This window comes from Thiosulfatihalobacter marinus (assembly GCF_016019955.1).
GTDB classification, from domain to species: domain Bacteria; phylum Pseudomonadota; class Alphaproteobacteria; order Rhodobacterales; family Rhodobacteraceae; genus Shimia; species Shimia marinus_A.
The window spans coordinates 37,655-60,977 of the sequence record NZ_JAECRZ010000015.1; the positions used below are offsets into that span (position 1 = coordinate 37,655).

A 23,323-nucleotide genomic window follows, 5' to 3' on the forward strand; every position below is an offset into this window, starting at 1 on the left:
CGTCGAGAAATGGGCGAAATGTTGGTGAAGGGCAATTGACACGAAATTGCCCGAGATTCTCCACAAGGTGACGCCACTTGGCATCAAAAACGGAGGCAAATGCCAAGTTTCAACAGGGTAGAAGGCGCAATTGCCCTTGGAGTCTTCTGCGAATCATCACCAGGACACCCCGTCAGGTGCGTCGCATCAGATAGATATCCATGATCCAGCCGTTTCTGTCCCGCGCCGCGGCGCGTGCGGTCAGGATTTTTGGTGTCATGTCGGCCAGCGTCCCGGACAGCAGGATTTGCTGCGGCATTCCAAGATAAGCCCCCCACCAGATATGCAGATCGGTTCGGGCCAGGTGCCGGAAGGCGCAGGCGCCATCCAGCATCACGGCCACGGTTTCAGCACCCTGGGGCCAGCCTTGATCGCGCAGGTTGCGCCCGGTGGTGATCTGAACCACGCCGGCCAGCGTGTTGAGCGGAATGGCATGTGCGGCGGTGAGCATCTGGAGCGAGGTGATGCCGGGGATGACCCGTACATCCATGGCCAGCCCGCGTGTGGCAAGCCTGTCTGCAATGCGCAATGTGCTGTCATAAAGAGAGGGATCCCCCCACACCATCAACGCAACATGCGCGCCTTGCGGGGCGTGGGTGGTGATCAGATCGGTCCATATGCCTGCCAGCGCGTCATGCCAGGTATTGACGCCGTCAAGGTATTTCGGGGTTCCGGCATCGCGGACCGGATAGTCGAACTCAACCACTTTGGGAGAAGTTTTCAGAATGTCGCGGGTGATCAGGCGGCGCAGATCGGCCAACTCCGATTTTTCGGCCCCCTTGCGCGGAAGCAGGATCACGTCGGCGCTTTCCAGGGTGCGGATGGCTTGAAGAGTCAGGTGATCAGGATTGCCTGATCCGATTCCGACAAGAGAGAGCGTACGCATTTTCGGGCCTCTGCGGGGGGGTGTCTGATTGGATTTCCTGGTCAGGGGGTCTCTGCCAGTTCGCCGAAAAGGATCAGGCCGGGTGCGCTTGAGATTTCGTTACTCAGCTGGTCCGCCAGCGCCGCCATGGTCGTGCGTTGAAGCGTTTGATCCGGATGGCTGACATTTTCCGCCAGCAGCGCAGGGCAGTCCGGGCGCAGCCCCGTGGCAAACAGTTTCTCGGCAAGGGCGGGAAATGTGCGCTTGGGCATGAACAATACAGTGGTGGCGCCGGGATCGGCCAGGGATTGCAGGTGCAGGTCGCCCGGCAATGCGCCGGCAACATCATGGCCGGTTACGAATTGCACGCGCCGTGCCAGCAGACGGCGGGTCAGCGGAATTTGCGCGGCGGCTGCGGCGGCGCAGGCCGAGGTGACACCGGGGATGATCTCGAATTCGATCCCGGCGGCCCGCAGGGCGTCGATCTCTTCTTCCAGGCGTCCGAAAATGCCGCTGTCGCCGGATTTCAGCCGGACCACGTGCCCGCCGGCCTTGGCATAGTCGACAAGCAATTGGCTGACATGGTGCTGTTTGGGCGACGGGCGGCCGGCGCGTTTGCCGACACCGACCAGATCGGCCTTGGCAGAGGCGTGTTCCAGGATCGGGCCGGAGGAAAGATCATCAAACAGGATGGCATCGGCCGCTTTCAGGCGATCGACGGCTTTGAGAGTCAGGAGTTCGGGGTCGCCGGGGCCGGAGCCTACGAAGCTGACAAATCCGCTCATGCGCTTGCCTCCGCAATCAGGTGGAAGAACGTGCCGGTGGTGTGGCCCCGGATCGAGCCGGTTTCGGGGACCGGGTTGCCGTCAGCGTCGCCGACCAGTGCAAGGGGGGCATCGGGTTCTTCCAGGATGGTGGAATAGTGAAATTCATGGCCGCGCAGGCGGGCGCCTTGTCCGAAGCCGGGCATCGGGGCCTGCAATGTCGCCTGCCTGTAGCCAAGGTGAAATTTTCGTTTTTCGTAGGAGGTCACAAGGCCAAGCAGGCCGGCCATTTGGTGGCGTGTGCCCTCCTTGTCGATCAGGGCTTCGCCAAGCGCCATGTATCCACCGCATTCGCCATGTACCGGTTTGGAGCGCGCGTGCCGGCGCAGGCCGTTCAGGTAGGCGGTATTGGCCGCAAGTCTGCCGGCGTGCAGTTCGGGATAGCCTCCGGGGAGCCAGACGAGATCGGCGTCAGTCGCCGGGGGCGTGTCGGCCAGCGGCGAGAAGGGCAGGATTTCGGCGCCCGCGTTGCGCCAGCCGGTCAGGATATGCGGGTAGGTAAAGGAAAAGGCGGCGTCCTGCGCCAGCGCGATCCGTTGTGCGGGTGGTTTCGGCAGCGCGCCGGTGGTTGTTGGTCCGGCCCTGGCGGCGGCCTTGATGGCGTTGAGATCGACATGCGCGCGTAGGAATGCCGCATATCCTTGGATGGCTTGTTCGAGATCGGGGTGTTCGACCGCCTGGATTAGGCCAAGATGGCGCTCGGGCAGGGTGAGGTCTCCGCGTCGGGGCAGAACACCGAGCACGGAAATTCCGGCCTGATCCATGCCAAGACGCGCCAGGCGTTCGTGACGTGCGGAGGCGCAGCGATTGAGGATCACACCAGCGAAGGGCAGGTTCGGGTTATAGGCTTTGAAGCCAAGTGCCGTGGCGGCGGCGGATTGGGCCTGACCACCGACATCGATCACCAGCACCACCGGCCAGCCCATTTTCAGCGCGGTTTCCGCCGAGGAGCCAAAGCCTGTTTCGCCACGCGTTGCGACACCGTCATACAGGCCCATCGAGCCTTCGGCCACGATGATATCGGCCCCCTGGGATTGCTCGGATATCCCACCGATCAGAGATTTGGGCATTGCCCATGTGTCGATATTGAAGGCCGGGCGTCGGGCGGCGGCGCGGTGGAAGGCCGGATCGATGTAGTCGGGGCCGGATTTGAAGGGTTGCACGGTGAGCCCGTCTTCGGCCAGAGCGCGCAGCAGGCCGAGCATGACGGTGGTCTTGCCGGTTCCCGAAGAGGGTGCGGAGATCAGGAGGCCGGGAGCTGTTGCCATGAAGTGGGTCCGATCAGGTTAGGGGCGGTGAGGGCAGGGCCGGGGGCCAGCCCCCGGACCCCCGGGATATTTGAGGCCAAAAGAAGGATTGGGCCGTGTCTTAGTCAATCGTCGCCATGTTGCCAACCGGACCATGGGCTGTCGGCGCTTTGCGGACGATAGCGGCGATCATATTCGGTGGCGTAGAGGCGGGAGTTTTCAAAGCCTTCGCCCGCGAGGGCCGGACCGACGAGGATCAGGGCCGTGCGGGTGATGTTTTCGCAGATGTCCGATTTCAGTCTGGCCAGCGTGGTGCGGATCACTTGCTGGTCGGGCCAGCTGGCGCGGTAGACCACGGCGACGGGGCAGTTCGGGCCATAGGCCGGGGTCAGGTCGGTGATGACCCGATCGAGATTGCCAATGGACAGGTGGATGGCCAGTGTTGCGCCTGTGGCGGCAAAATTGGTCAGGGATTCGCCGTCGGGCATTGACGTGGCGCGACCGGGTGTTCGGGTGAGCACGACTGACTGGGCCAGCCCTGGCAAGGTCAGTTCGGTTTGCAGGGCGGCGGCGGCGGCGGCGAAGCTGGGCACGCCGGGCGTGACGGTCACTGCGATGCCTTCGGCGCGCAGGCGGCGGATTTGTTCGCCCATGGCGGACCAGACCGAGAGATCGCCGGAATGCAGGCGGGCAACGTCCTTGCCGTTTTGCTGCGCGGTTTTGCAATGGGCTATGATCGCGTCAAGGTCCAGAGAGGCGGTGTTGATGATCTCTGCCCCCTCGGGGCAGTGGGCGAGGATGCTGTCGGGCACCAGAGACCCGGCGTAAAGACAGACGGGGCAGGCGGCGATCAGATCACGGCCGCGAAGCGTTATGAGGTCTGCCGCGCCCGGTCCGGCGCCGATGAAATGCACGGTCATGCGAGAGAACTCCGGGCGATGGCGCATGTTGCGCGATGGTCGTGGGAAATGACGCGATCGCAAAGCAGAACGGGGGTGTCGCCGGCGGCGGCCAGCGCACAGGCCTCGGCGACGCTGCCGGTTGCGCGATGCTCCAGCGCCATGGCTGATTGCGTCGGGGTCTGCATGGCGCGCAGCAGGGTTTCGGCGACGGGAAACACGGACAGGCCAAGCTCCTGGGCAAGCTGTTGGATGCAGGCGGCATACGCCTTGTCCGCCGGGGCCGCAAGCAGGGCGGGGTGTTCGTGGCCAGTTGCCTTCAGCGCGTCACGCAGGCTGTCCGTGGTCGCGATCGCGCGATATCCGAACCCGGCGACGATCATTTGACGGTGCTCCACTGAACGATCGGATAGGCGGATTTCCAGCCGCGTTTGCGCCCCAGGGGGTGGGATCGGGCCAGTTCTATCCGCAGCATGTCGCCGCCCTTTTCGGCGTGCCACGTGGCAAGCAGGGACTCGGCCTCCAGCGTGACGGCGTTGGCGACCAGGCGCGCGCCATGTGGCAAGGCAGCCCATACGTGTGCCAACAGGTCGGTATCAAGCCCGCCGCCGATGAAAACCGCATCCGGCGGGGGCAGGTTATTCAGAGCGTCGGGGGCGGTTCCGGTGATCACGGTCAGCCGGTCCGCGCCAAGCGCGGCGGCATTTGAGCGAATGCGGTCTGCGCGGGTGGGGCTGGTTTCGATGGCACTGGCGCGGGTGGTGGGATGCGCCCAGAGCCATTCGATGGAGATCGAGCCGGAGCCACCACCGATATCCCAGAGATGTTCGCCGGGTTTCGGTGCCAGGGCCGACAGGGTCAGCGCGCGCACCGGGCGTTTGGTGATCTGCCCGTCATGGTCAAAAAGGTCATCCGGGCGACCGGAGGCAAGGGGGATCGGCGGGCCATCGCCCCGGATGTCAAGCCCTAGGCAGACCGGGTGCCGGATATCGCCAAAGGCAAAATCCCGGGCGGTCGTGGCCCGGATACGCTGGCGCGGACCACCGAGGGCCTCCATGACATGCAGGGTGCTGGCGCCGAAACCAATTTCCGTCAGCCATTGGGCAAGGCTGATGGCCGCCGCGCCGTCGCGCAGGGTGACGAGGGCGCGCTGGGCGTTGTGCAGATGGGGGCGCAGCCGGGCAAGGGGCGCGGCGTGCAGGCCCATGGTGAGGGTTTGATCCAGCGGCCAGCCAAGGGCGGCGGCGGCATGGGACATGGCCGAAGGAGCGGGCAGGGTGCGGTATTCCGATGTGCCCAAATGCTGCGCCAGTGTGGCGCCCGCGCCGTGCCAGAACGGATCTCCCGAAGCGAGGACAACCGTGGGCGTGCCACGATGGGCCAACAGCAGCGGGATGCCATCGGCAAAAGGGACAGGCCATTGGATGATTTGGGCCGTCATGTCCGGCAACAGGGACAGGTGGCGGGCGGCGCCCATGACGATATGTGCCTGATCCAGCGCTTTGCGGCTTGCGGGGGGGAGGCCATCCGGTCCATCTTCGCCCAAGCCCATGATCGTCAGCCAGGGAGTGTCAGACATGGTTCCCAATCTCCTTGTTCTGGGCGGCACGACCGAGGCGAGCGCCCTGGCCCAGGCCGTGGCCGAGCGTGGATTGCGCGCGGTATTCTCTTATGCGGGCCGTGTGGCCAGCCCCAGCGATCAGCCGATTCCGACGCGGGTGGGCGGATTTGGTGGCGTGGACGGTCTGACCCGCTATTTGCACGAGCATAGCATCACCCATGTCATTGACGCCACACACCCTTTTGCCGCGCGGATGAGCTGGAATGCCTATCATGCCTGCGGTGCCGCCGGGGTGCGGCTGGTGGCGTTGACGCGGCCGGAATGGCAGGCGCAAATGGGCGATGCGTGGACCCGCGTGGCGGATGTGGAGGAGACCGTGGCGGCGCTGAACGGGCCTGCCCGCAGAGTGATGCTTGCGCTTGGCAAGCTGAATTTGCCGGCTTTTGCGGCGCAGCCCCAGCACCACTATATCCTGCGTCTGGTTGATGAACCGGACAGGCCGATCACGTTGCCGCATCATACGGTGGTGGTGGCGCGGGGGCCTTTTGACGCGGCGGGCGACATGGCCTTGTTCCGCGAACACGGGGTCGAGGTGGTGGTGTGCAAGAATGCCGGGGGCGCGGGTGCCGAGGCCAAGTTGCACGCGGCGCGAATACTGGGGCTGCCGGTGATCATGATCGACAGGCCGGACTTGCCGCCGCGCGTTGAGGTGGCAACGGTTGCCGAAGTATTGGCGTGGGTGGTCGCCGATTGAGGCTGCTTCGCGCACGTCCTGCCGGGTGGACATCTGAAACCGCGGTGCTGGAAAGTGGTGGCATTGCGCCCGTGTCGCGCCTGGTATGTGGGGCGGGCTCGGCGTCGACCCGGAGCGCAGGCGATCCGGTCTCATTCGTCCTCGACCGAGCGCGGGGTGTAGACGAATGGCGCGCCGGCGCGTTCGATGATCCGGGTGCGCGAAGACCCAAGCAGGACGATTGTGCGCATGTCGGCCATGTCGGGCGTTGCCTTGGGGAGCGGGACGATATTGATCGTTTGGTCGGGGCGCGACACGTTGCGGGCAAAGATGATCGGGCGGGAGTCGGCACAGGTATCCTGAAGTGTTTTCAGGGCTTTTTCAAAGCCTTCTGGCCGTGACTTTGAGCGCGGATTGTAAAAGGCCATGGCAAAATCGGCCTCTGCCGCAAGACGCAGGCGTTTGTCGATCAGGGCCCAGGGTTTGAGGTTGTCGCTCAGGTTGATCGCGCAGAAATCATGCCCCAGCGGCGCGCCGCAGGCCGCAGAGGCGGCGAGCATCGCGGTTATGCCGGGCAAGACCTGAATGTCGAGATCGCGCCAATGCGGCGCGCCCTGCTCCACGGCTTCGAACACGGCGGCGGCCATGGCAAACATGCCCGGATCGCCCGAAGACACCACCACGACATGTTTGCCCTGGGCAGCCATTTCCAGCGCATGGCGGGAGCGGTCGATCTCGACCCGGTTGTCGGAAGGATGCAGCGTCAGGCCCGGACGGGCGGAGATGCGTTCGACATAGGGGATATAGCCCACGATATCGGTGGCGTGGCCGAGGGCGTGCTGCACCTGGGGGGTGATCATGGCGTCGTTTCCCGGCCCCAGACCGGCGATAACCAAAGAGCCGGTCATGGGCGGCGCCCCTGGCCGTGCACGATTATGATCGAGAAATAGGGTGTGCCGGTATCCGTCATGTCAGACAGTTTGGTGACGGTTTGTTTTTCGCCCATTGTGGCAAATTGCACCAGCCAGGCATCGTCGTATTTGCCGCCGTCTTTCAACGCGGCGACAACCTTGTCGTAATTGCTGCCGATCTTCATGACCACCAGCGCGTCGGTCTGGCGGATATGCGTTGTCAGCTTGTCCTGCGGCAGCGTGCCCATCAACACGGTCAGCACATCGTCACCCCAGGTGATCGGGGTTTCGGTTGCGGTCCATGCACCGGACATGCCGGTGATCGCCGGGATGACCTCGACAGGCACAACGTCGCGCAGCCGGGCATAGAGATGCATGAAGGAGCCATAAAAGAACGGATCGCCTTCGCACAGAACCACAACGTCTTCGCCGGCGGTGGCCAGCGCGGTCAGGTGCTGCGTCACCTCGGCGTAAAAGGCTGACAGCAATTCGTTGTAGCGCGGATCATGCACCGGGATCTCTGTGGTGACAGGGTATTCCATCGGAATTTCCCGCGCGCCGGATGGCAGCAAGCCTTCGACGATCTGGCGCGCCTGGCCCTTTCGCCCCTTTTTGCGGAAGAACGCCACATGTCTGGCATTGGTCAGCAAGCGATGCGACCGCACGCTCATCAGATCGGGATCGCCGGGCCCAAGCCCAAGCCCATAGATAGTGCCCATGGTCATTCCTTGCGGCTTGCGATGGCGTTGATGGCGGCGACGGTCATGGCAGAGCCGCCAAGGCGCCCTTCGACAATCATGCAGGGCACGGGCCGGTCTGCCCAAAGCGCGTCCTTGCTTTCGCGCGCGCCGACAAATCCCACCGGACAGCCGATGATGGCCGCCGGGCGGGGGCAGGCCGGGTCTTCCAGCATGTTGAGCAGATGAAACAGCGCGGTGGGTGCGTTGCCGATGGCGACGATGGCGCCGCCCAGACGATCGCGCCAGTGTTCCAACGCCGCGGCAGAGCGGGTGTTGCCGATCCTTGCGGCCAGGTCGTGAATGCCCGGGGCGTGCAAGGTGCAGATCACCTGGTTGTCCGCGGGCAGGCGCGGGCGGGTGACACCCTCGGAGACCATGCGCGCATCGCAGAAGATCGGCGCGCCGCCTTCCATCGCCATGCGCGCGGCGGCCACCATGCCGGGAGTGAAACGCACGTGTTTTTCAAGGCCGATCATGCCGGCGGCGTGGATCATGCGCACGACCACTTGTTCTTCGTCAACATCAAACGCGGCCAGATCGGCCTCGCGGCGGATAGTGGCAAAGCTCTCGTCATAGATGGCCTGGCCGTTCTTTTCGTATTCGTATGGCATCAAAGCTCTCCGATGCGCCGGGCAAGGGTTTCGGGCGCAAGGCCGGTCAGGGACGGCTCATCCCACGGGTGGCCATTGCGGACAAGGTTGAAAGCGCCATCGACGCCAACAAGGGTTGTGGCGCAGGCACGCGGCCGGGCGCAGCCCTTTGCGCAGCCGCTGATGTGCAGGGGCCCGCGGATCTGTGCCGCAAGCTGGCGCGCCAAGGTGCGTGTTTCGACGCTGGCCGCGTTGCAGAGCGGCGCGCCGGGGCAGGCATCCACGTGCAAGAGCGGATCATCGGGGCGTGTGATGAAATCGGATGTGGCAACCGGTTCGGCGCCTTCAAGCAGGAAAAGCCGCCAGGGCGTGACACGCATCGCCTGTGCATCGGTTGATGTGATCAGGGTGCGCAGGCCGGTGGCGTCGAGTTGGCCGAACACCGCGCCAAAGAGCGTACCATTGACGGTTTGACCGGCGGTGACACCCCGGGCCGGAGCCGCCGGCAACACCGCTTGCCAGTCGGCGGGGGGCGGGACAAGGGCGGTGTGGTTGGCCATGCGCCGATGCGCCGGGCCTTCGGTGTTCACAAACCAATGCGCCATCTCGATCAGGGCATCGATCGCCTCGTCCGCCCTTACGGTGCGTCCTCGGGACATGCCATCCGCGCGAAGCATCAATTCGCCATTTGAGGTGCGTTCCAATCGAAAATCAGCGGAGTTCCGGGTGAACACCGGTGCCTTTCCGGTGTCGATCGCATAGCCGATCTTGGCGGGAAGATCTGGAAGCTCCCCCAGTCGTGCGGTGAGTTCCGTGGCGAGCCTTTGGGTTTCGCCGCCCTCGCGCCAGAACGGCGCCACAAGGACATTGCGGCGGCTTTCGAGCGCGGGATCGTCGGGCAGAAGGCCAAGGGCATGAAGCTGATCCAGCAAGTCCATGTGATCGGTCTCGGCAACACCGCGAATTTGCAGGTTTGCGCGGCTGGTCAGATCGATCAGGCCAGAGCCGAAGCGTTGTGCCGCATCGCACAGGCCCAGCACCTGATCGCGGCTCAGGCGGGCAAGAACGGGGCGCACGCGCACCACCAGTCCGTCGCCCGACATCATCGGGCGAAAGGCGCCGGGGCACCATCCCTTTGCGTCGGGTCGGCTCATGTCAGGCGCTCCAGATCAGCCAGGATCGAGTTGCGCCGCGTCGTCCAGAGACCGGCCTCGTGAAGCGAGGCAAAGCGGTCCCGCATGGCGGCAAGCGCCTGTGGATTTTCCCGTTCGAGAAAGGCGACAACGTCTTCATTTCCAAGCGTGGCGTCGTGATAGGCGTCAAAGAGTTGCGGCGGCACGGCGCCGGCAAGATGGGCAAAGGCCGCCATGTGATCCAGCGTGGCGGCCATTTCGGCCCCGCCCCGAAAGCCGTGGCGCATCATGCCGGCAAGCCAGTCGGAATTGGCGGCGCGGGCATGGACGACGCGGGCGATTTCCTCGGTGAGGCCGCGCGCGCGCGGCGCGTTGGGGTTGGTATTGTCCACGTGGTACAGCGCCGCCTTGCCGCCGGTGAGTTTCTGCGCGGCGGCAAACCCGGCCTCGTGCGCGGCATAGTCTGACGCCAGCAGCAGATCGGTTTCGGGCAGGTCTTGCAGATGCACGAAGCTGTCCGCATTGGCGACACGTTCGGCGATGCCGTCGCGATCGCGGGTTTGCGTGCCGTCGTCCAGCGCCCATGCAGAGGCGTTGAGCCATGCATCGCCCGCCGCGCGGCGTCCTTCGTCGGAATAATCTTCGAGGGCGTGGCCCATGCCAAGCCCATAGCTGCCCGGCGCCGGGCCGTAGACGCGGGGCGCGGTGACACGACCGGCAAACGGGTTCCAGTCGGCCGCCTCGTCCCGTTCACTTAGCGCGCGGATGGCCTGGCCAAACAAGGCAGAGAGCGTGGGGAACACGTCGCGGAAAAGCCCCGACACGCGCAATGTCACGTCAATGCGGGGCCGCTCGAGCATCGCGATAGGCAGAATTTCCACGCCGCTGACCCTCTCGCTGCCATCGTCCCACACAGGTTTGGCGCCCAACAGGTGCAACGCCATGGCAAACTCTTCGCCCGCCGTGCGCATGGTGGCCGATCCCCAGAGATCGACTATCAGGTTGCGTGGATAATCGCCTTCGTCCTGAAGATGCTTTCGCACCAGTTCCTCGGCCAGTTTCACCCCCTGGGCATAGGCCGCACGGGTGGGAACGGAGCGGGGATCGGTGGTGTAGAGATTGCGCCCGGTTGGCAGAACATCCTGGCGGCCACGATAGGGCGACCCCGAGGGGCCCGCGTTGACGCGCAAACCATTGAGGGCGCGGATCAAACCCCGTTTTTCGGCATCGGCCGAAGGGGCCGCGTCGAATGTGCCTTGGGTTTGTGGCGCGCGACCGAAGATGTGCAAACCGTCGCCGAACTGGCTTTCCTTGATGTCGCACACGAAAGTGTCGATCCGGGTGATGGTCTCGGCCAGGGAGGTTGCATCTTTCAGGCCAAGTTCTTCTTGTAAACCAAGAGATTGCGCCTCGTCGCTGATGTTTTTCCGGAGCCGGTCGCGGCGTTTGGGATCCAGCCCGTCGGCATTGGAGAATTCATCCAGCAGCGATTCCAGCCGGGCGAACTTTTTCGGTGTGGCAGAGGATCTGAGCGGTGGCGGCACATGGCCCAGCGTCACCGCGCCTATGCGTCGCTTGGCTTGTGCGGCCTCGCCGGGGTCGTTGACGATGAAGGGGTAGATCACGGGCGTGTCAGCGACAAGCACTTCGGGCCAGCACGTGCCGGACAGGGCGACCGATTTGCCGGGCAGCCATTCCAGCGTGCCATGAGCGCCCACATGGATCAGCGCGTCAATATTCTGAACTTGCCGCAGCCACAGATAGAAAGCCACGTAGGAATGGCGCGGGGTGCGGGTGAGATCATGATATTCATCATCGCGTCGTGTGTCGGTGCCGCGTTCAGGTTGCAATGCAATCAAGGCGTTACCGCGCGAAGTTGCCGTGAAATGAAAGGCGCCGTCGCGGGTGATCGGGTCGTCCTCGGGTGCTCCCCAACTGTCTCTCAACGCGTCTTGCAACGGTTGGGGAAGCGTCGAAAACGCAGCTTTGTAGGCATCGAGTGACCATGTAAGTATGTGCGATTGCAGGCTTGCGGTCAGGCCCTCTGTGCCGGTTTCGATGGCGTAGCCCGCTTCTCTCAGATCGTCGAGCATCGCCTCGACGCTGGCCAGCGGGTCAAGCCCGACAGCGTGCGCCATGTTCCAGTCCCTGCCCGGATAGGTGCTGAGCACGATGGCCAGTTGTTTCCCGGAATTCGGCTTTTGGGCCAGCGACACCCAGCCCTGCACCCTGTTGGCCAGCGCGTCGATGCGTTCGGCCTCGGTGCGGTGGGCAAAGCGGGAGTATTCCAGCTCGGGATCCTTTTTGCCGGGCTCCTTGAAAGAGGCGACACCGGCAAAAATCCGTCCGTCCACCTCGGGCAGGACGACATGCATGGCAAGGTCCGCCGGGGAAAGGCCGCGCTCGGCCTCGGCCCAGGCCTTGCGGCGCGAGGTCGAGAGCGCGACCTGAAACACGGGGGCGTCGGTGACATCGAGCGGGGAGGTGCCATCGGCGCCCTTGCCGGAAAAGGCGGTGGCGTTGACGATTGCGGCGGGGCCCAGTGCGCGCAGTTGCCCGGCCAGCCAGCGCGCAGAGTCGGGTTGTTTCAGCGAGGGTGCGAAAAGGCCGATCACGTCAAATCCGCGGGTGCGGAACGCGGCAAACATTGCCTCGATTGGGGCGGTGTCGGCGGCGCTGACATAAGCGCGGTAAAAGGTGAGCGCGATCAGAGGTTTGGACGTGTCGCGGATGTGTTCTGCCTTGCAAAGCCCGGTTTCGGGCGTCCATGCCCCGCAATCCGGGAGAGTCTTGGAGCCGGGCACAGGGCGCGCATAAAGCCCGGCCGCCAGAGCCAGTTGCGCCAGCGCCGCCTGTGCCGCAATCGCGCCGCCTGTATCGCACAGGTGGGTCAGGCGATGCAGGGTGCTGACTGGGAGGGTAGAGACCGCGTCCAGCCGTTCGTCGGGGCGGCCATCGGCGGGCAGCACCGCCAGCGCGATGCCCTTTTCCTGCGCCAGCCCCTGTACCTGCCGGATGCCATAGGGCCAATAAGAGATGCCGCCGATCAGCCGGATCAGGATCGCCTTGGCGCCATGCAGGGTTTGTTCGATATAGGTATCGACGGATAGCGGATGTTTCAGCGCCGCGAGATTGGCAAGCCGCAAGGACGGCAGATCGCCATTGGCGCGATGCCAGCCCGCCGCGAACGCACCAAGGTCGGAATCGGAAAACGACAGCACCACCAGATCGGCCGGGGCCTGGCCCAGGTCGATCGGGGTTTCGGTTTCATCCAACCCGTGGCTTTCGCGAAAGACGACGTGCATGGCGGTGTCAGTCTACCAGAGCGGCGCGGATATTGGCCTCGTTGATGTCATCATGCTCGGCGATCACCACCATGCGGCCCTGGCGGGCCTCGCCGGGGTGCCAGGGGCGGTCGAACTGGTGGCGCACACGGGCGCCCACGGCCTGCACCAGAAGGCGCATGGGTTTGCCCGCAACAGCGGCATAGCCCTTGACGCGCAGGATATTCTGCTCCTTGGCGAGCCTTTCGATCCTGGCGGCCAGCGCGGCGGGATCGGATTGTTCGGGGATCTCGATCACCACGCTTTCGAAATCGTCATGTTCGTGATCGTCGGCCCCGTCGTGATGGGAGGGGCGATTGCCGATGTCGTCTTCGGCGGCGGCGCCAAGGCCAAGGATCACACGCGCATCCACGAGGCCTTCGGCCACCTCCACCACGGGAAGGGCGCGCGGGGCTTCGGAAAGGACGATTTTTCTGGCCCTGGCAACACCTTCGGGGCCGGCGAGGTCGGGCTTGGTCAATAGAACGATGTCGGCACAGGAGACCTGATCGCCGAATACCTCGGAGAGTGGCGTTTCGTGATCCAGCGAGTCGTCCGCTTCGCGCTGGGCATCGACGGCCGCCACGTTGGGCGCGAAACGGCCATCGGCCACGGCCTCGGCATCGGCCAGCGCAATCACGCCGTCCACCGTGATCCTGGAGCGGATATCGGGCCAGTCGAACGCCTTCAGCAGCGGTTTGGGCAGGGCAAGGCCGGACGTTTCGATCAGGATATGATCGGGACGCGGTTCGAGCGCCATCAGCGCCTCGATGGTGGGGATGAAATCGTCGGCCACGGTGCAGCAGATACAGCCATTGGCCAGTTCCATGATGTTTTCCGCCGGGCAATCGGGAATGGCGCAGGATTTCAGGATTTCGCCATCCACGCCCACGTCGCCAAATTCATTGACCACCACGGCAAGGCGTTTGCCTTGCGGGTTCTGGATCAGGTTGCGGATCAGAGTGGTCTTGCCCGAGCCAAGAAAGCCGGTGATCACGGTGACGGGGAGTTTTTCCAGGGAAGTCTTTGGCGGGGTGCTCATTCGGGGATCTCCAGGGGGGGAATACGGGCGATGCAATTCTTGCGGAAATGCACGGAACGGTCGCGCCATGGAACAAGCCCGTCGGGTGTGGCGGCATATTTGGCCACCCCATCAGCGACCAGATCGGAATCTTCGGCGCCGGAGAAGTTGCCGTAGACATAGGTCCAACGCCCGGCCCCGCCGCGCAGGGTGACAGAACAGCCGTGATCGCAGTTGGAAAAGCACTCGACCCCGCGCAGTGTCACGTGGTCGGGCAGGGCGGTGGCTTGCAGGGCTTCGAACAATTGCGTGCCCGGTCGCGGGCCTTCCTGATCCGTCGGTGCACCGGCGCGGCAGGTGGTACACACCAGCAGTTCGACGGGCGCGTTTGCGTCGGCCATCATGTCTTCCCTTGTCTGGGACGGGGCAGGGACGGGTTGCATTGCATCAGCCCGACACCGGAAACACCCCGTCCGGTTTACGTCATCTCTTGGGCTGGCAGGTCTCCCGGCTTGCGGATTTCGGCGGTGTCGCCTGCGGTGGCCCAGCCTTCCCGGATTAACCCAGTGGCTTCGGGCGACCTTTCCGGTCACGGTCGCGGGGGCGGCTGCGCTTGGGGCAATTTGCCCCTGTCGCATTCCCTATTCACCTGTTTATTAGACAGGCACCAGCGCGCCCAACTGAGGCAGCGCAGGGGGCTTTGTCAAGCAGGAGAGTGGCCAGTGGCGCCCGATGATCCCACAAGCGACAGGGTTTGGCCTGAAACCGGCCTTTGGGCTGCATCTTTTCGCGTGATGTTCCCGTTGGCGGCCTTGTGGGCCGCGTTGGCGGTGGGTCTTTGGCAATGGGGTGGACTTGTTTGGCCGAATCTGGAGCTGACCGTCGGCTGGCATGTGCATGAGATGAGCTTTGGGTTCGGCGGGGCGGCGCTTGCGGGTTATGCGCTGACCGCGTGCAGCAGCTGGACAGGGCGGGCGCCGGTCGGCGGGTGGCGGCTGATGTGGTTGGCCGGGCTTTGGGTTGTTGTTCGGATTGCTTTGCTGACGCCGCTGGAGATGGCTGATTGGGTGGCCGCTATCGCGTCGCTGGCTTTCTTTTGGACAATCGCGGCGCTGCTGGTTCATGAGATGCGCCGCGGCGGGAAGGGCGTGCGCCCGTTCCTTGTGCTGTTCTGCGGGATTGCGGGGATCGGATCGGCCTTGTGGATCATTGCCCTGTCCGGGGGGGCGCAGCCGGGTTCGATCTGGCCGGTGCTCGGGTTTGCGCTTTTGCTGAGCGCCATTGGATCCCGCATGGTGCCCGCCTTTCTGGCAGCTGCGTCCGCAAGCGGCCGGCAGGACAGCCCTCCCGTGCCGGTATGGATCACCGGGGTTGCAACGGGTTTTCTGATCGGCGGCGCGTTCGCCTTGTTCGCTGGATTGCGGGGGATGGCGGCCGCCTTGATCGCGCTGGCTGCCTTGGCGATGGTGGCGCAGATCCTGCGCTGGCCCTGGCGGCCTGTCGCCCGGGACGGGTTGCTTGCGATGCTTGGCGCGGCGTTCCTCTGGCTGCCGGCCGGGCTTTTCCTGCTGGCGGGCCATGTTCCGGCCGGGTGGGTGACGCTGGCGGTTGCGTCACATGTGTTGATGATGGGGGCCATGGGCGGGCTTGTCATGGCCGTTTCCTCGCGCGCCTTCGCGCGGCGTGTGTCAGGCAGGTTGCGCGCGCGCCGTCCGATGCTCCCGGCCTTTGCGCTGATCGCGCTGTCGGTGCCATTGCGCCTGTTCGGAGCGCTGGATCTGGCGGCCGGGGTCTGGATCGCGGGATGGGTGCTGTATCTGGCGATGTCGCTGTTCCGGCTTGGCGGGCCGGTGCCGCGCCCGGTCTTCAGCGGCGCGCGGGATCGCTGAGCCGTGCTTGTGCTTGGAGCGGGGCTGTGGTTTCGTGCCGCGACTTTCCCTGATGTCAGAGAGGCCAACATGAGTGATCAGAACGCACGCCATGCCGAAAAGATGAAGAAGATCAAGGCGGCGCGGGATCGTCTGATGGCAACCAAGACCGAGGAAAAGGGCCTTGTCATGGTCCATACGGGGCCCGGCAAGGGCAAGTCCAGTTCGGGATTCGGCATGATCATGCGCTGTATCGCGCATGGGATGCCGGTGGCTGTGGTGCAATTCATCAAGGGGGCCATGGCCACGGGCGAACGCGCCTTTCTGGAAACGCATTTTGCCGATGAGGTGAAATTCCACGTGTCCGGCGAAGGGTTTACCTGGGAAACGCAGGACCGGGCGCGTGACATTGCCAAGGCCGAGGCGGGCTGGGAACTTGCCAAGGCGTTGATCCGCGACCCCGGAAACCGGTTTGTCATGTTGGACGAGATCAATATCGCGCTGCGCAACGACTATCTGGATATCGATGCCGTGGTCGATTTCCTGCTGAATGAAAAGCCACCGATGACCCATGTTCTGCTGACCGGGCGCAATGCCAAACCGGAACTGATCGAGGCGGCGGACCTGGTGACGGAGATGACCCTGGTCAAGCATCCGTTCCGTGACGGGATCAAGGCGCAGGCCGGGGTGGAATTCTGATGGCTGTGAAACGCTTGCCGGCGGAACTCGGACCGGGAATGGCGTTGCGGCGGCAGGATTACACCGGCGCTGCCTGCCACGCCGGTCACGACGCGCCGCGGGATGGCCCGATCGCTGAGCAAGAAGTTTTATGCAGGAAAAAGAGTGATATGCCAGTCACTGGTGAGGTGGGTGTGCAACAGCCGCACGCGGTGAACCGTGCCGCATTGGGACATATGCTGCCGCATGGCCGGACCGGGATAAGGGCGGATTTTGGCGGGCTGGACGTGACCCGGCCGCACATCGGCAACATGCAGATGATCGCCCCTGCGGCGGTCGAAGCGTTTCTTCCGAAACAAGGCTAGGCGCATGGGACGTGCGGTGATGATCCAGGGGACGGGCTCGAATGTGGGCAAGTCCATGCTGGTGGCGGGCCTGTGCCGTGCGGCCCTGCGCCGGGGGCTTTCGGTGGCGCCGTTCAAGCCGCAGAACATGTCCAACAATGCGGCCGTCACCAGCGATGGCGGCGAAATCGGGCGGGCGCAGGCCTTGCAGGCACTGGCCTGCGGCAAGGCGTTGAGCGTGGACATGAACCCGGTGCTGCTCAAACCGGAAACCGATGTGGGCGCGCAGGTGGTGGTGCAGGGAAAACGGCTGACCACGGCGAAGGCGCGGGAGTATGCCAGGCTTAAACCGCAGTTGATGGGCGCCGTGCAGGAGAGCTTCAACCGTTTGAAATCATGCAACGATCTGGTGATTGTCGAAGGGGCGGGCAGCCCGGCCGAGGTGAATCTGCGCGCAGGCGACATCGCAAATATGGGGTTTGCGCGCGCGGCGAATGTGCCGGTTGTTCTGGCCGGAGATATCGATCGGGGCGGGGTGATCGCGCAGATCATCGGGACGCAGGCGGTGATGGATGCGGCGGATGGCGCGCTGGTCAAGGGGTTCCTGATCAACAAGTTTCGCGGAGATCCCGGCCTGTTTGACGACGGGTATGCGCTGATCGAGGCGCGGACCGGCTGGCGCGGTTTTGGCGTGCTGCCTTATTTCGCTGATGCCTGGAAGCTGCCCGCCGAGGACGCGCTTGACATGGCGAATGCCAAGCGTGAGGGCGGATTGAAGGTGGTCTGTCTGGGCCTGTCGCGGATCGCCAATTTCGACGATATGGACCCTCTGGCGCAGGAGCCGGGGGTCAGTCTGACCATGTTGCGGGCGGGGCAGGCCTTGCCTGGCGATACCGACGTGGTGATCATTCCGGGCAGCAAATCGACCCGTGGCGATCTGGCATTCCTGAAGGCTCAGGGGTGGGACGTGGACATCGCGGCGCATTTGCGCAGGGGCGGACATGTTCTTGGGATTTGTGGGGGATATCAGATGCTTGGTCGCAAGGTCTGTGACCCGGACGGGAGCGAGGGGCCGGCTGGCGACACTGAGGGGCTGGGCTTGCTGGACGTGGAAACGAGGATGACAGCGGACAAGCGGCTGACGGAAGCGCGTGCGGTGCATGTGGCCACGGGCTGCGGGTTTCATGGTTATGAAATCCACATTGGACGCACGGACGGGGCGGACCGGGCGCGGCCCTTTGCGCGGGTTGACGGGCGCGATGAGGGGGCTGTCCGCGCGGATGGGCGGGTGGCCGGGAGCTATTTGCATGGCATGTTCCGCGATGACGGGTTTCGCGCGGCCTGGCTGGCGGATCTGGGCGCCACGGCGGGGGCCGCGGGCTATGACGCGACAGTGGAGGCGGTGTTGGATGCGCTGGCGGCACATGTCGAGCGGCATCTGGATGTGGATGCGATTCTGGGGGTCGCCCGGTAAACGCGCGAGGTGAGTGCCGCCCGGGCGGGCGCCTCCGGCGGGAGTATTTTTGGCAAAATGAAGATCAGGGCGTGGTGCGGGATTTGCGCAGGGCGCGCGTGGAGGTGGCGTAGGCGGCGCGGAAGGCGCGGGCGAAGCTTGCCGGTGAGGAAAATCCCGTGGCCAGGGCGATGTCGCGGGCGGGCATGTGGGTATCGATCGCAAGGCGATGGGCCTCGGCCAGGCGCAGCGACAGGTAGTAGGAATTGGGCGATTGCCCAAGGGTCTTTTGAAAGCGCAATTGAAGCGTGCGCAGCGTCATGCCGCACCGGCGCGCGATTTCCGGCAGCGGCAGGGGATCGTCCAGCGTGGTTTCCATGAGGTCGATCGCGCGCGCGATCCGGGTATTGTGGCGCAGGGGGCGGGGTGTGGAGCCTGGGCTTTGTTGTCCGGCGGGAACCGGATCATAGAGGAATGCGCTGCCGACACGGCGGGAGAGATCGGCGCCGTACCGGGTGGCGATGAGGTGCAGCATCATGTCGATACAGGGCGCGGCGCCGCCGCTGGTGGCGTAGGGGCCGGACAGGCAGAAACGGTCGCGGCGGGTGTCGACCTGTGGAAAGCGCGAGGCGAATATGTCGAGGTCTTCCCAGTGAGTTGTGGCCATGTGCCCGTCGAGCAACCCGGCGCTGGCCAGGAGCCAGGCGCCGCCGTCGATGGCGGCCATGGGGGTGCCGAGCCGGGCCAAGCGGCGCAGGCTGGCCAAGAGACGCGGTGTAGCATGTTCGCGAAGCCGGAAACCGGCGACGATGATCAGGAGATCGCATCGTGCCAGATCGGCGATGGACGCGCCGGCAACCTCGAGACCGCTCGTCAACTGGGCGGGGCTTCCGGACGGGGTGTAAAATGCCCAATGAAACAGAGGCTTGCCCGCGCGGCGGTTGGCGGCGCGCATGGGATCGACGGCGGCGGCAAAGCTGAGCGTGTTGCAATCGTCAAACACCAGCAGCGCGGTGTCGAGCGGCCGGGAGCTGGGCGTGAAGACGGTTTTTTCGTTTTTCATCAACATTGTTTCGTAAATCGAAAAGTAGTTCGGGGCAAGTCGGGGAATACTGAAACAAACGCGGGGAAAGGAATCGACATGCCGTTGGAAATGAATCGCGAGATTTTCATCACCTGTGCCGTGACCGGATCGGGCAGCACGCAGGATCGCAGCCCGCATGTACCACGCTCGCCTGAACAGATCGCAAACAGCGCGATCGCGGCGGCCAAGGCGGGGGCGGCGATCGTACATTGTCATGTGCGAGATCCCGAGACCGGCGCGCCCAGCCGGGATCTGGCGCTGTATCGCGAAGTGACGGACCGGGTGCGTGACAGCGATACGGATGTGGTGCTGAACCTGACTGCCGGCATGGGTGGGGATATAGTGTTCGGCGGGGTCGAGGCGCCGTTTCCGGTGCGCGATGGCACCGACATGGTGGGCGCCAGCGAACGGGTGGCGCATGTGGCCGAGTGCCTGCCGGAAATCTGTACGCTGGATTGCGGCACGATGAATTTCGCCGAAGCCGATTACGTGATGACCAACACGCCGGGCATGTTGGTTGCGATGGGACAAATGATGACGGCTCTGGGGGTCAAGCCCGAGATCGAGGCCTTTGACACCGGTCATCTTTGGTATGCCAGGCAGCTTGTGAAGGACGGGGTGTTGGACAGCCCGGCGCTGGTTCAACTGTGCATGGGGGTGCCGTGGGGTGCGCCGGACGACCTCAACACCTTCATGGCAATGGTCAACAATGTGCCGGATGACTGGACGTTCAGCGCGTTTTCGCTGGGCCGTAACCAGATGGCCTATGTCGCGGCGGCGGTGCTGGCGGGGGGCAATGTGCGGGTTGGCCTGGAAGACAATCTGTGGCTGGGCAAGGGCGCGCTGGCGCAGAACTGGCAGCTTGTGGAGCGGGCCCAGACCATCATTGAAAACATGGGGGCGCGGGTGATCGGGCCAGAGGATGTGCGCGCCAGGCTGGGGCTGAAAAAGCGCACGCCAAAGGGATAATGCGACAGGGGAGCAAGAACACATGACCGTTTACGTCATCGGGCAACTCGACATTCACGACCCGGAACGCTACCGCGCCTATCTGGATGGTTTCATGCCAAGTTTTTCCAGACATGGCGGGACGTTGCTGGCAACCAGTGCCGCGGAAACGACTGTTCTGGAAGGCAGTTGGGCCTTTCCGAAAACCGTGATTATGGCATTCCCGGACAAGGCGTCGGCACAGGCGTGGCACAGTGATCCGGAATATGTGGAACTGGCCCGGATTCGGCATCAGACCGCCCGCACCAACCTGGTGATCGTGGAGGGGATTTCGCCTGTCCGGCCGGAAGGCTGAGTGGGCAATGCGGGGCGCGGGGCGCCGCGGAGGGAGGCAGAAATGTCACGTCGTTATCACGTCGGTATTGCGTCGGTATTGCATCGGTGCGGTTTGGGGTTTTGGGCACTTTTGTTGGCGGGCGCCGCCGTCGCCGGAGAGGCGCCGCTTTGGGAAGGGTACTGGAGCGGCAATGCGGCGTGGTGCGCCCGGGCCGGAGAGGTCGGGGACGAGACCCCGGACTGGTACGGGCGGGACGGGTTTTTCGGGATCGAGTGGAGCTGCGAGGTGGAGGCTGTACGCGCGACCGGGGTTGGCAACAGCTGGGCCGTTGAAACGGCGTGCCTGGATGCCGGGTATGCGTATCGGCAGTCGCAGATATTCCTTGTTACATATGAGGACCGGCTGTTGATCCTGGATGAAACGGGCGTGACCGCAAATCTGGTCCGCTGTGAGAAGAAGGGCTGATACGATGGGTGTGGCAGCGATAATTGGTGGCGGCGTCATCGGCGGCGGCTGGGCGGCGCGGTTCCTGCTGAACGGGTGGGATGTGCGTGTGTTTGACCCCGACCCGGAGGCGCGGCGCAAGATCGGCGAAGTGTTGGGCAATGCGCGCCGCTCGTTGCCGGGGCTGAGCGATGTGGCCTTGCCGCCCGAGGGCGCGTTGAGTTTTCACGACAGCCTGTCGGCGGCAGTGCAGGGGGCGGACTGGATTCAGGAAAGTGTTCCGGAACGGCTTGAGCTGAAACGCAAAGTGTACCAGACCTTGCAGGAGCATTGTGATCCGGGGGCCATTCTGGGGTCGTCGACCAGCGGGTTCAAGCCAGGCGAATTGCAGGGCTGTGCGACACGGCCCGGGCAGATCGTGGTGACGCATCCGTTCAATCCGGTTTACCTGATGCCGCTGGTCGAACTGGTGCCGACCGACAGGAACCCGCCGGAGGTGGTGGCGCGCGCCAGGGAGATTCTGACCGGGCTGGGCATGTTTCCGCTTTTGGTGCGCAAGGAGATCGACGCCCATATCGCGGACCGGTTTCTTGAGGCGGTGTGGCGCGAGGCGCTGTGGCTGGTCAAGGATGGCGTGGCCACGACCGAAGAGATCGATGAGGCGATCCGCATGGGGTTTGGCATTCGCTGGGCGCAGATGGGGCTGTTTGACACGTATCGCGTGGCGGGTGGCGAGGCGGGCATGAAGCATTTCATGGCCCAGTTTGGTCCGGCGCTGGAATGGCCCTGGACACGGCTGACGGATGTGCCGGAATTCACCGAGGATCTGGTGGATCTGATCGCCGGGCAGTCGGATGCGCAATCGGGCCATATGAGTATCCGCGAGATGGAACGTATTCGTGATGACAACCTTGTGTCGATGATGCGCGCGCTCAAGGCGCAGGACTGGGCGTCGGGTGCGGTGTTGAACGCGCATGATGCGCGGCTGTCGGCAGAGGCGGGCATGGTGCGCCGCGCCGCCGATATTGCCGACCCCGCGCAACCGGTGGTGACGGGGCGGCGCACGGTGCCGGTGGACTGGCTGGACTATAACGGGCATATGACCGAGTTCCGCTATCTGCATGCGTTTGCCGATGCCAGCGACCGGATGATGGAGATCATTGGCTGCGATCGGGATTACATCGCGACGGGGGGGAGCTATTTCACCGCCGAGACCCATATCCGCCATATTGACGAGGCGCGGCTTGGGGCGCCGATCGAAATGCGGACGCGGGTATTGAAGGGCGAGGGCAAGAAGATGCATCTGTGGCACGAGATGTATTCGGGCGACAGGCTGTTGGCGACGGCGGAGCATGTCCTGATCCATGTCAGCCTTGCGACGCGCCGCCCGTCGCCGCCAGGTGACGAGATCGCCGCCAACCTGAAGATGCTGAGCGACGCGCAGGCCGGGCTACCCGCGCCGGACGGAGTGGGACGGTATGTGGGGCAACCGCGATGAAGCGGGTGCTGATCACGGCCGGCGCGGCAGGGATCGGGCGCGCCATGGGCGAGGCGTTTGACGCGGCCGGGTGGCGGGTTTGGATTGGCGATCTGGATGCCGAAGCGGTGGGGGCGGTGCCGCACAGGTGGCGGGCCAGCGTGGCGGATGTAACGGATGAGGCATCGGTTGCGGCGCTTTTTCAGGAGATCGCTGCGGCGTGGGGCGGGCTGGATGCGGTTTGCGTAAATGCCGGTGTGGCCGGGCCGACCGCGCCGGTTGAAGAGGTATCCTTGCAGGATTGGCGGGCGTGTGTCGCGGTGAACCTGGATGGTGCGTTTCTGACTGTGAAACATGCCGCGCCCATGATGAAGGCGGCGGGGGCGGGGGCGATCATCGTGACCAGTTCGACGGCGGGGCAATATGGCTATCCGTATCGCGCGCCCTATGCGGCGGCGAAATGGGCGGTGATCGGGCTGACCAGGACATTGGCGATGGAACTGGGGCCATTTGGTGTACGCGCCAACGTGATCTGCCCGGGCGCGGTGGAGGGACCGCGGATGGAGGCTGTGCTGGAACGGGAGGCCGCGTCCAAGGGCATGACGCGCGACGAGGTTTATGCCGGTTATGCCGGGGGCACGGCGATGGGATCTTTTGTCGAGGCGGGGGACGTGGCGGGGATGGCGGTGTTTCTGGCCTCGGACGCGGCGCGGCTGGTAAGTGGGCAGGTGATCGCGGTGGACGGGTTCACGGTGAACCCGGATCCGAAAGTATAGGGGGCGCTGCCCCCGTCGCCCGGGGGCG

24 protein-coding genes and 1 riboswitch are annotated in these 23,323 nt (G+C 64.4%); of the genes, 10 read left to right on the forward strand and 14 right to left on the reverse strand.

What is annotated here, in order from left to right:
• Nucleotides 1–172: 172 nt before the first annotated feature.
• The 6 genes from cobF to cbiE form a co-directional block, all read right to left on the reverse strand.
• Nucleotides 173–925, reverse strand: a complete 753-nt coding sequence (gene cobF, locus I3253_RS17065) for a precorrin-6A synthase (deacetylating) (RefSeq protein WP_197919027.1) — start codon at nt 923–925, stop codon at nt 173–175.
• A 41-nt stretch (nt 926–966) separates the two neighbouring features.
• A complete protein-coding gene (gene cobA / locus I3253_RS17070; protein ID WP_197919028.1) occupies nt 967–1,689 on the reverse strand; it encodes a uroporphyrinogen-III C-methyltransferase in 723 nt (240 codons plus the stop codon).
• Nucleotides 1,686–2,996, reverse strand: a complete 1,311-nt coding sequence (locus tag I3253_RS17075) for a cobyrinate a,c-diamide synthase (protein WP_197919029.1) — start codon at nt 2,994–2,996, stop codon at nt 1,686–1,688. Before I3253_RS17075 ends, cobA begins: the two co-directional genes overlap by 4 nt.
• A gap of 104 nt (nt 2,997–3,100) precedes the next feature.
• Nucleotides 3,101–3,895 (reverse strand): precorrin-4 C(11)-methyltransferase, encoded by a 795-nt coding sequence (cobM, locus tag I3253_RS17080; RefSeq protein ID WP_197919030.1) that lies wholly within the window; start codon nt 3,893–3,895, stop codon nt 3,101–3,103.
• Nucleotides 3,892–4,257, reverse strand: coding sequence for a cobalamin biosynthesis protein (locus I3253_RS17085; protein ID WP_197919031.1), 366 nt, complete (start codon nt 4,255–4,257; stop codon nt 3,892–3,894). Before I3253_RS17085 ends, cobM begins: the two co-directional genes overlap by 4 nt.
• Nucleotides 4,254–5,453 (reverse strand): precorrin-6y C5,15-methyltransferase (decarboxylating) subunit CbiE, encoded by a 1,200-nt coding sequence (gene cbiE, locus I3253_RS17090; protein WP_197919032.1) that lies wholly within the window; start codon nt 5,451–5,453, stop codon nt 4,254–4,256. Before cbiE ends, I3253_RS17085 begins: the two co-directional genes overlap by 4 nt.
• On the opposite strand from cbiE, the gene I3253_RS17095 reads away from it, so the two are divergent.
• Entirely contained in the window at nt 5,452–6,189 is a 738-nt protein-coding gene (locus I3253_RS17095) for a cobalt-precorrin-6A reductase (RefSeq protein WP_197919033.1), read from the forward strand. The two genes, cbiE and I3253_RS17095, sit on opposite strands and share 2 nt — an antisense overlap.
• A gap of 131 nt (nt 6,190–6,320) precedes the next feature.
• On the opposite strand, the gene cobJ is transcribed toward I3253_RS17095, so the two are convergent.
• Genes cobJ through I3253_RS17130 form a run of 7 tightly spaced genes read right to left on the reverse strand, consistent with a single transcriptional unit; the run spans nt 6,321 to nt 14,287 of the window.
• Nucleotides 6,321–7,076, reverse strand: coding sequence for a precorrin-3B C(17)-methyltransferase (gene cobJ, locus I3253_RS17100; RefSeq protein WP_197919034.1), 756 nt, complete (start codon nt 7,074–7,076; stop codon nt 6,321–6,323).
• Nucleotides 7,073–7,804, reverse strand: a complete 732-nt coding sequence (cobI, locus tag I3253_RS17105) for a precorrin-2 C(20)-methyltransferase (protein WP_197919035.1) — start codon at nt 7,802–7,804, stop codon at nt 7,073–7,075. The genes cobJ and cobI overlap by 4 nt, the downstream gene beginning before the upstream one ends.
• On the reverse strand, nt 7,801–8,430 hold the full coding sequence (locus I3253_RS17110) for a precorrin-8X methylmutase (RefSeq protein ID WP_197919036.1): 630 nt from the start codon (nt 8,428–8,430) through the stop codon (nt 7,801–7,803). Before I3253_RS17110 ends, cobI begins: the two co-directional genes overlap by 4 nt.
• Nucleotides 8,430–9,563, reverse strand: coding sequence for a precorrin-3B synthase (gene cobG, locus I3253_RS17115; protein ID WP_197919037.1), 1,134 nt, complete (start codon nt 9,561–9,563; stop codon nt 8,430–8,432). The genes I3253_RS17110 and cobG overlap by 1 nt, the downstream gene beginning before the upstream one ends.
• Entirely contained in the window at nt 9,560–12,847 is a 3,288-nt protein-coding gene (cobN, locus tag I3253_RS17120; protein WP_197919038.1) for a cobaltochelatase subunit CobN, read from the reverse strand. Before cobN ends, cobG begins: the two co-directional genes overlap by 4 nt.
• A gap of 7 nt (nt 12,848–12,854) precedes the next feature.
• Nucleotides 12,855–13,907, reverse strand: coding sequence for a cobalamin biosynthesis protein CobW (cobW, locus tag I3253_RS17125; protein ID WP_197919039.1), 1,053 nt, complete (start codon nt 13,905–13,907; stop codon nt 12,855–12,857).
• The gene (locus tag I3253_RS17130; RefSeq protein WP_197919040.1) at nt 13,904–14,287 is read right to left on the reverse strand and encodes a DUF1636 family protein; all 384 of its coding nucleotides are present in this window, start codon (nt 14,285–14,287) and stop codon (nt 13,904–13,906) included. Before I3253_RS17130 ends, cobW begins: the two co-directional genes overlap by 4 nt.
• Before the next feature lie 79 nt (nt 14,288–14,366).
• Nucleotides 14,367–14,573, reverse strand: a riboswitch (cobalamin riboswitch).
• Nucleotides 14,574–14,608: 35 nt separating this feature from the next.
• On the opposite strand from I3253_RS17130, the gene I3253_RS17135 reads away from it, so the two are divergent.
• The 4 genes from I3253_RS17135 to I3253_RS17150 all read left to right on the forward strand — a co-directional run bounded on the left by I3253_RS17135 (nt 14,609) and on the right by I3253_RS17150 (nt 18,250).
• Nucleotides 14,609–15,775: an NnrS family protein gene (locus tag I3253_RS17135; RefSeq protein WP_197919041.1), complete on the forward strand. Its 1,167-nt coding sequence runs from the start codon at nt 14,609–14,611 to the stop codon at nt 15,773–15,775.
• A gap of 69 nt (nt 15,776–15,844) precedes the next feature.
• Nucleotides 15,845–16,453 carry a cob(I)yrinic acid a,c-diamide adenosyltransferase gene (gene cobO, locus I3253_RS17140; RefSeq protein WP_197919042.1) on the forward strand — a complete coding sequence of 203 codons (609 nt, stop codon included), beginning with the start codon at nt 15,845–15,847 and terminating at the stop codon, nt 16,451–16,453.
• Nucleotides 16,453–16,797, forward strand: a complete 345-nt coding sequence (locus tag I3253_RS17145; RefSeq protein WP_269649224.1) for a Lin0512 family protein — start codon at nt 16,453–16,455, stop codon at nt 16,795–16,797. Before cobO ends, I3253_RS17145 begins: the two co-directional genes overlap by 1 nt.
• 4 nt (nt 16,798–16,801) lie before the next feature.
• On the forward strand, nt 16,802–18,250 hold the full coding sequence (locus tag I3253_RS17150) for a cobyric acid synthase (RefSeq protein ID WP_197919044.1): 1,449 nt from the start codon (nt 16,802–16,804) through the stop codon (nt 18,248–18,250).
• A gap of 64 nt (nt 18,251–18,314) precedes the next feature.
• Here the strand turns inward: I3253_RS17150 and I3253_RS17155 are convergent, their stop codons facing one another.
• A complete protein-coding gene (locus I3253_RS17155; RefSeq protein ID WP_197919045.1) occupies nt 18,315–19,292 on the reverse strand; it encodes a GlxA family transcriptional regulator in 978 nt (325 codons plus the stop codon).
• A gap of 78 nt (nt 19,293–19,370) precedes the next feature.
• Here I3253_RS17155 and I3253_RS17160 point away from each other — a divergent pair, with 78 nt between their 5' ends.
• From I3253_RS17160 to I3253_RS17180, 5 genes are read left to right on the forward strand one after another with little or no spacing between them, the layout of a single operon-like run.
• Nucleotides 19,371–20,282: a BKACE family enzyme gene (locus I3253_RS17160; protein WP_197919046.1), complete on the forward strand. Its 912-nt coding sequence runs from the start codon at nt 19,371–19,373 to the stop codon at nt 20,280–20,282.
• A 22-nt stretch (nt 20,283–20,304) separates the two neighbouring features.
• The gene (locus I3253_RS17165) at nt 20,305–20,616 is read left to right on the forward strand and encodes a DUF1330 domain-containing protein (protein WP_197919047.1); all 312 of its coding nucleotides are present in this window, start codon (nt 20,305–20,307) and stop codon (nt 20,614–20,616) included.
• 42 nt (nt 20,617–20,658) lie between these two features.
• On the forward strand, nt 20,659–21,063 hold the full coding sequence (locus I3253_RS17170) for a hypothetical protein (protein ID WP_197919048.1): 405 nt from the start codon (nt 20,659–20,661) through the stop codon (nt 21,061–21,063).
• A 4-nt stretch (nt 21,064–21,067) separates the two neighbouring features.
• Nucleotides 21,068–22,540, forward strand: a complete 1,473-nt coding sequence (locus I3253_RS17175; protein ID WP_197919049.1) for a carnitine 3-dehydrogenase — start codon at nt 21,068–21,070, stop codon at nt 22,538–22,540.
• A complete protein-coding gene (locus tag I3253_RS17180; protein WP_197919050.1) occupies nt 22,537–23,295 on the forward strand; it encodes an SDR family oxidoreductase in 759 nt (252 codons plus the stop codon). Before I3253_RS17175 ends, I3253_RS17180 begins: the two co-directional genes overlap by 4 nt.
• Nucleotides 23,296–23,323: the final 28 nt, after the last annotated feature.

Excerpts from the sequence above, each read along its gene's own strand:
- cobF (WP_197919027.1), bottom strand. The coding sequence starts at position 925 with ATGCGTACGCTCTCTCTTGTCGGAATCGGATCAGGCAATCCTGATCAC.
- cobA (WP_197919028.1), bottom strand. The coding sequence starts at position 1,689 with ATGAGCGGATTTGTCAGCTTCGTAGGCTCCGGCCCCGGCGACCCCGAA.
- I3253_RS17075 (WP_197919029.1), bottom strand. The coding sequence starts at position 2,996 with ATGGCAACAGCTCCCGGCCTCCTGATCTCCGCACCCTCTTCGGGAACC.
- cobM (WP_197919030.1), bottom strand. The coding sequence starts at position 3,895 with ATGACCGTGCATTTCATCGGCGCCGGACCGGGCGCGGCAGACCTCATA.
- I3253_RS17085 (WP_197919031.1), bottom strand. The coding sequence starts at position 4,257 with ATGATCGTCGCCGGGTTCGGATATCGCGCGATCGCGACCACGGACAGC.
- I3253_RS17095 (WP_197919033.1), top strand. The coding sequence starts at position 5,452 with ATGGTTCCCAATCTCCTTGTTCTGGGCGGCACGACCGAGGCGAGCGCC.
- cbiE (WP_197919032.1), bottom strand. The coding sequence starts at position 5,453 with ATGTCTGACACTCCCTGGCTGACGATCATGGGCTTGGGCGAAGATGGA.
- cobJ (WP_197919034.1), bottom strand. The coding sequence starts at position 7,076 with ATGACCGGCTCTTTGGTTATCGCCGGTCTGGGGCCGGGAAACGACGCC.
- cobI (WP_197919035.1), bottom strand. The coding sequence starts at position 7,804 with ATGACCATGGGCACTATCTATGGGCTTGGGCTTGGGCCCGGCGATCCC.
- I3253_RS17110 (WP_197919036.1), bottom strand. The coding sequence starts at position 8,430 with ATGCCATACGAATACGAAAAGAACGGCCAGGCCATCTATGACGAGAGC.
- cobG (WP_197919037.1), bottom strand. The coding sequence starts at position 9,563 with ATGAGCCGACCCGACGCAAAGGGATGGTGCCCCGGCGCCTTTCGCCCG.
- cobN (WP_197919038.1), bottom strand. The coding sequence starts at position 12,847 with ATGCACGTCGTCTTTCGCGAAAGCCACGGGTTGGATGAAACCGAAACC.
- cobW (WP_197919039.1), bottom strand. The coding sequence starts at position 13,907 with ATGAGCACCCCGCCAAAGACTTCCCTGGAAAAACTCCCCGTCACCGTG.
- I3253_RS17130 (WP_197919040.1), bottom strand. The coding sequence starts at position 14,287 with ATGGCCGACGCAAACGCGCCCGTCGAACTGCTGGTGTGTACCACCTGC.
- cobO (WP_197919042.1), top strand. The coding sequence starts at position 15,845 with ATGAGTGATCAGAACGCACGCCATGCCGAAAAGATGAAGAAGATCAAG.
- I3253_RS17145 (WP_269649224.1), top strand. The coding sequence starts at position 16,453 with ATGGCTGTGAAACGCTTGCCGGCGGAACTCGGACCGGGAATGGCGTTG.
- I3253_RS17150 (WP_197919044.1), top strand. The coding sequence starts at position 16,802 with ATGGGACGTGCGGTGATGATCCAGGGGACGGGCTCGAATGTGGGCAAG.
- I3253_RS17155 (WP_197919045.1), bottom strand. The coding sequence starts at position 19,292 with ATGAAAAACGAAAAAACCGTCTTCACGCCCAGCTCCCGGCCGCTCGAC.
- I3253_RS17160 (WP_197919046.1), top strand. The coding sequence starts at position 19,371 with ATGCCGTTGGAAATGAATCGCGAGATTTTCATCACCTGTGCCGTGACC.
- I3253_RS17165 (WP_197919047.1), top strand. The coding sequence starts at position 20,305 with ATGACCGTTTACGTCATCGGGCAACTCGACATTCACGACCCGGAACGC.
- I3253_RS17170 (WP_197919048.1), top strand. The coding sequence starts at position 20,659 with ATGTCACGTCGTTATCACGTCGGTATTGCGTCGGTATTGCATCGGTGC.
- I3253_RS17175 (WP_197919049.1), top strand. The coding sequence starts at position 21,068 with ATGGGTGTGGCAGCGATAATTGGTGGCGGCGTCATCGGCGGCGGCTGG.
- I3253_RS17180 (WP_197919050.1), top strand. The coding sequence starts at position 22,537 with ATGAAGCGGGTGCTGATCACGGCCGGCGCGGCAGGGATCGGGCGCGCC.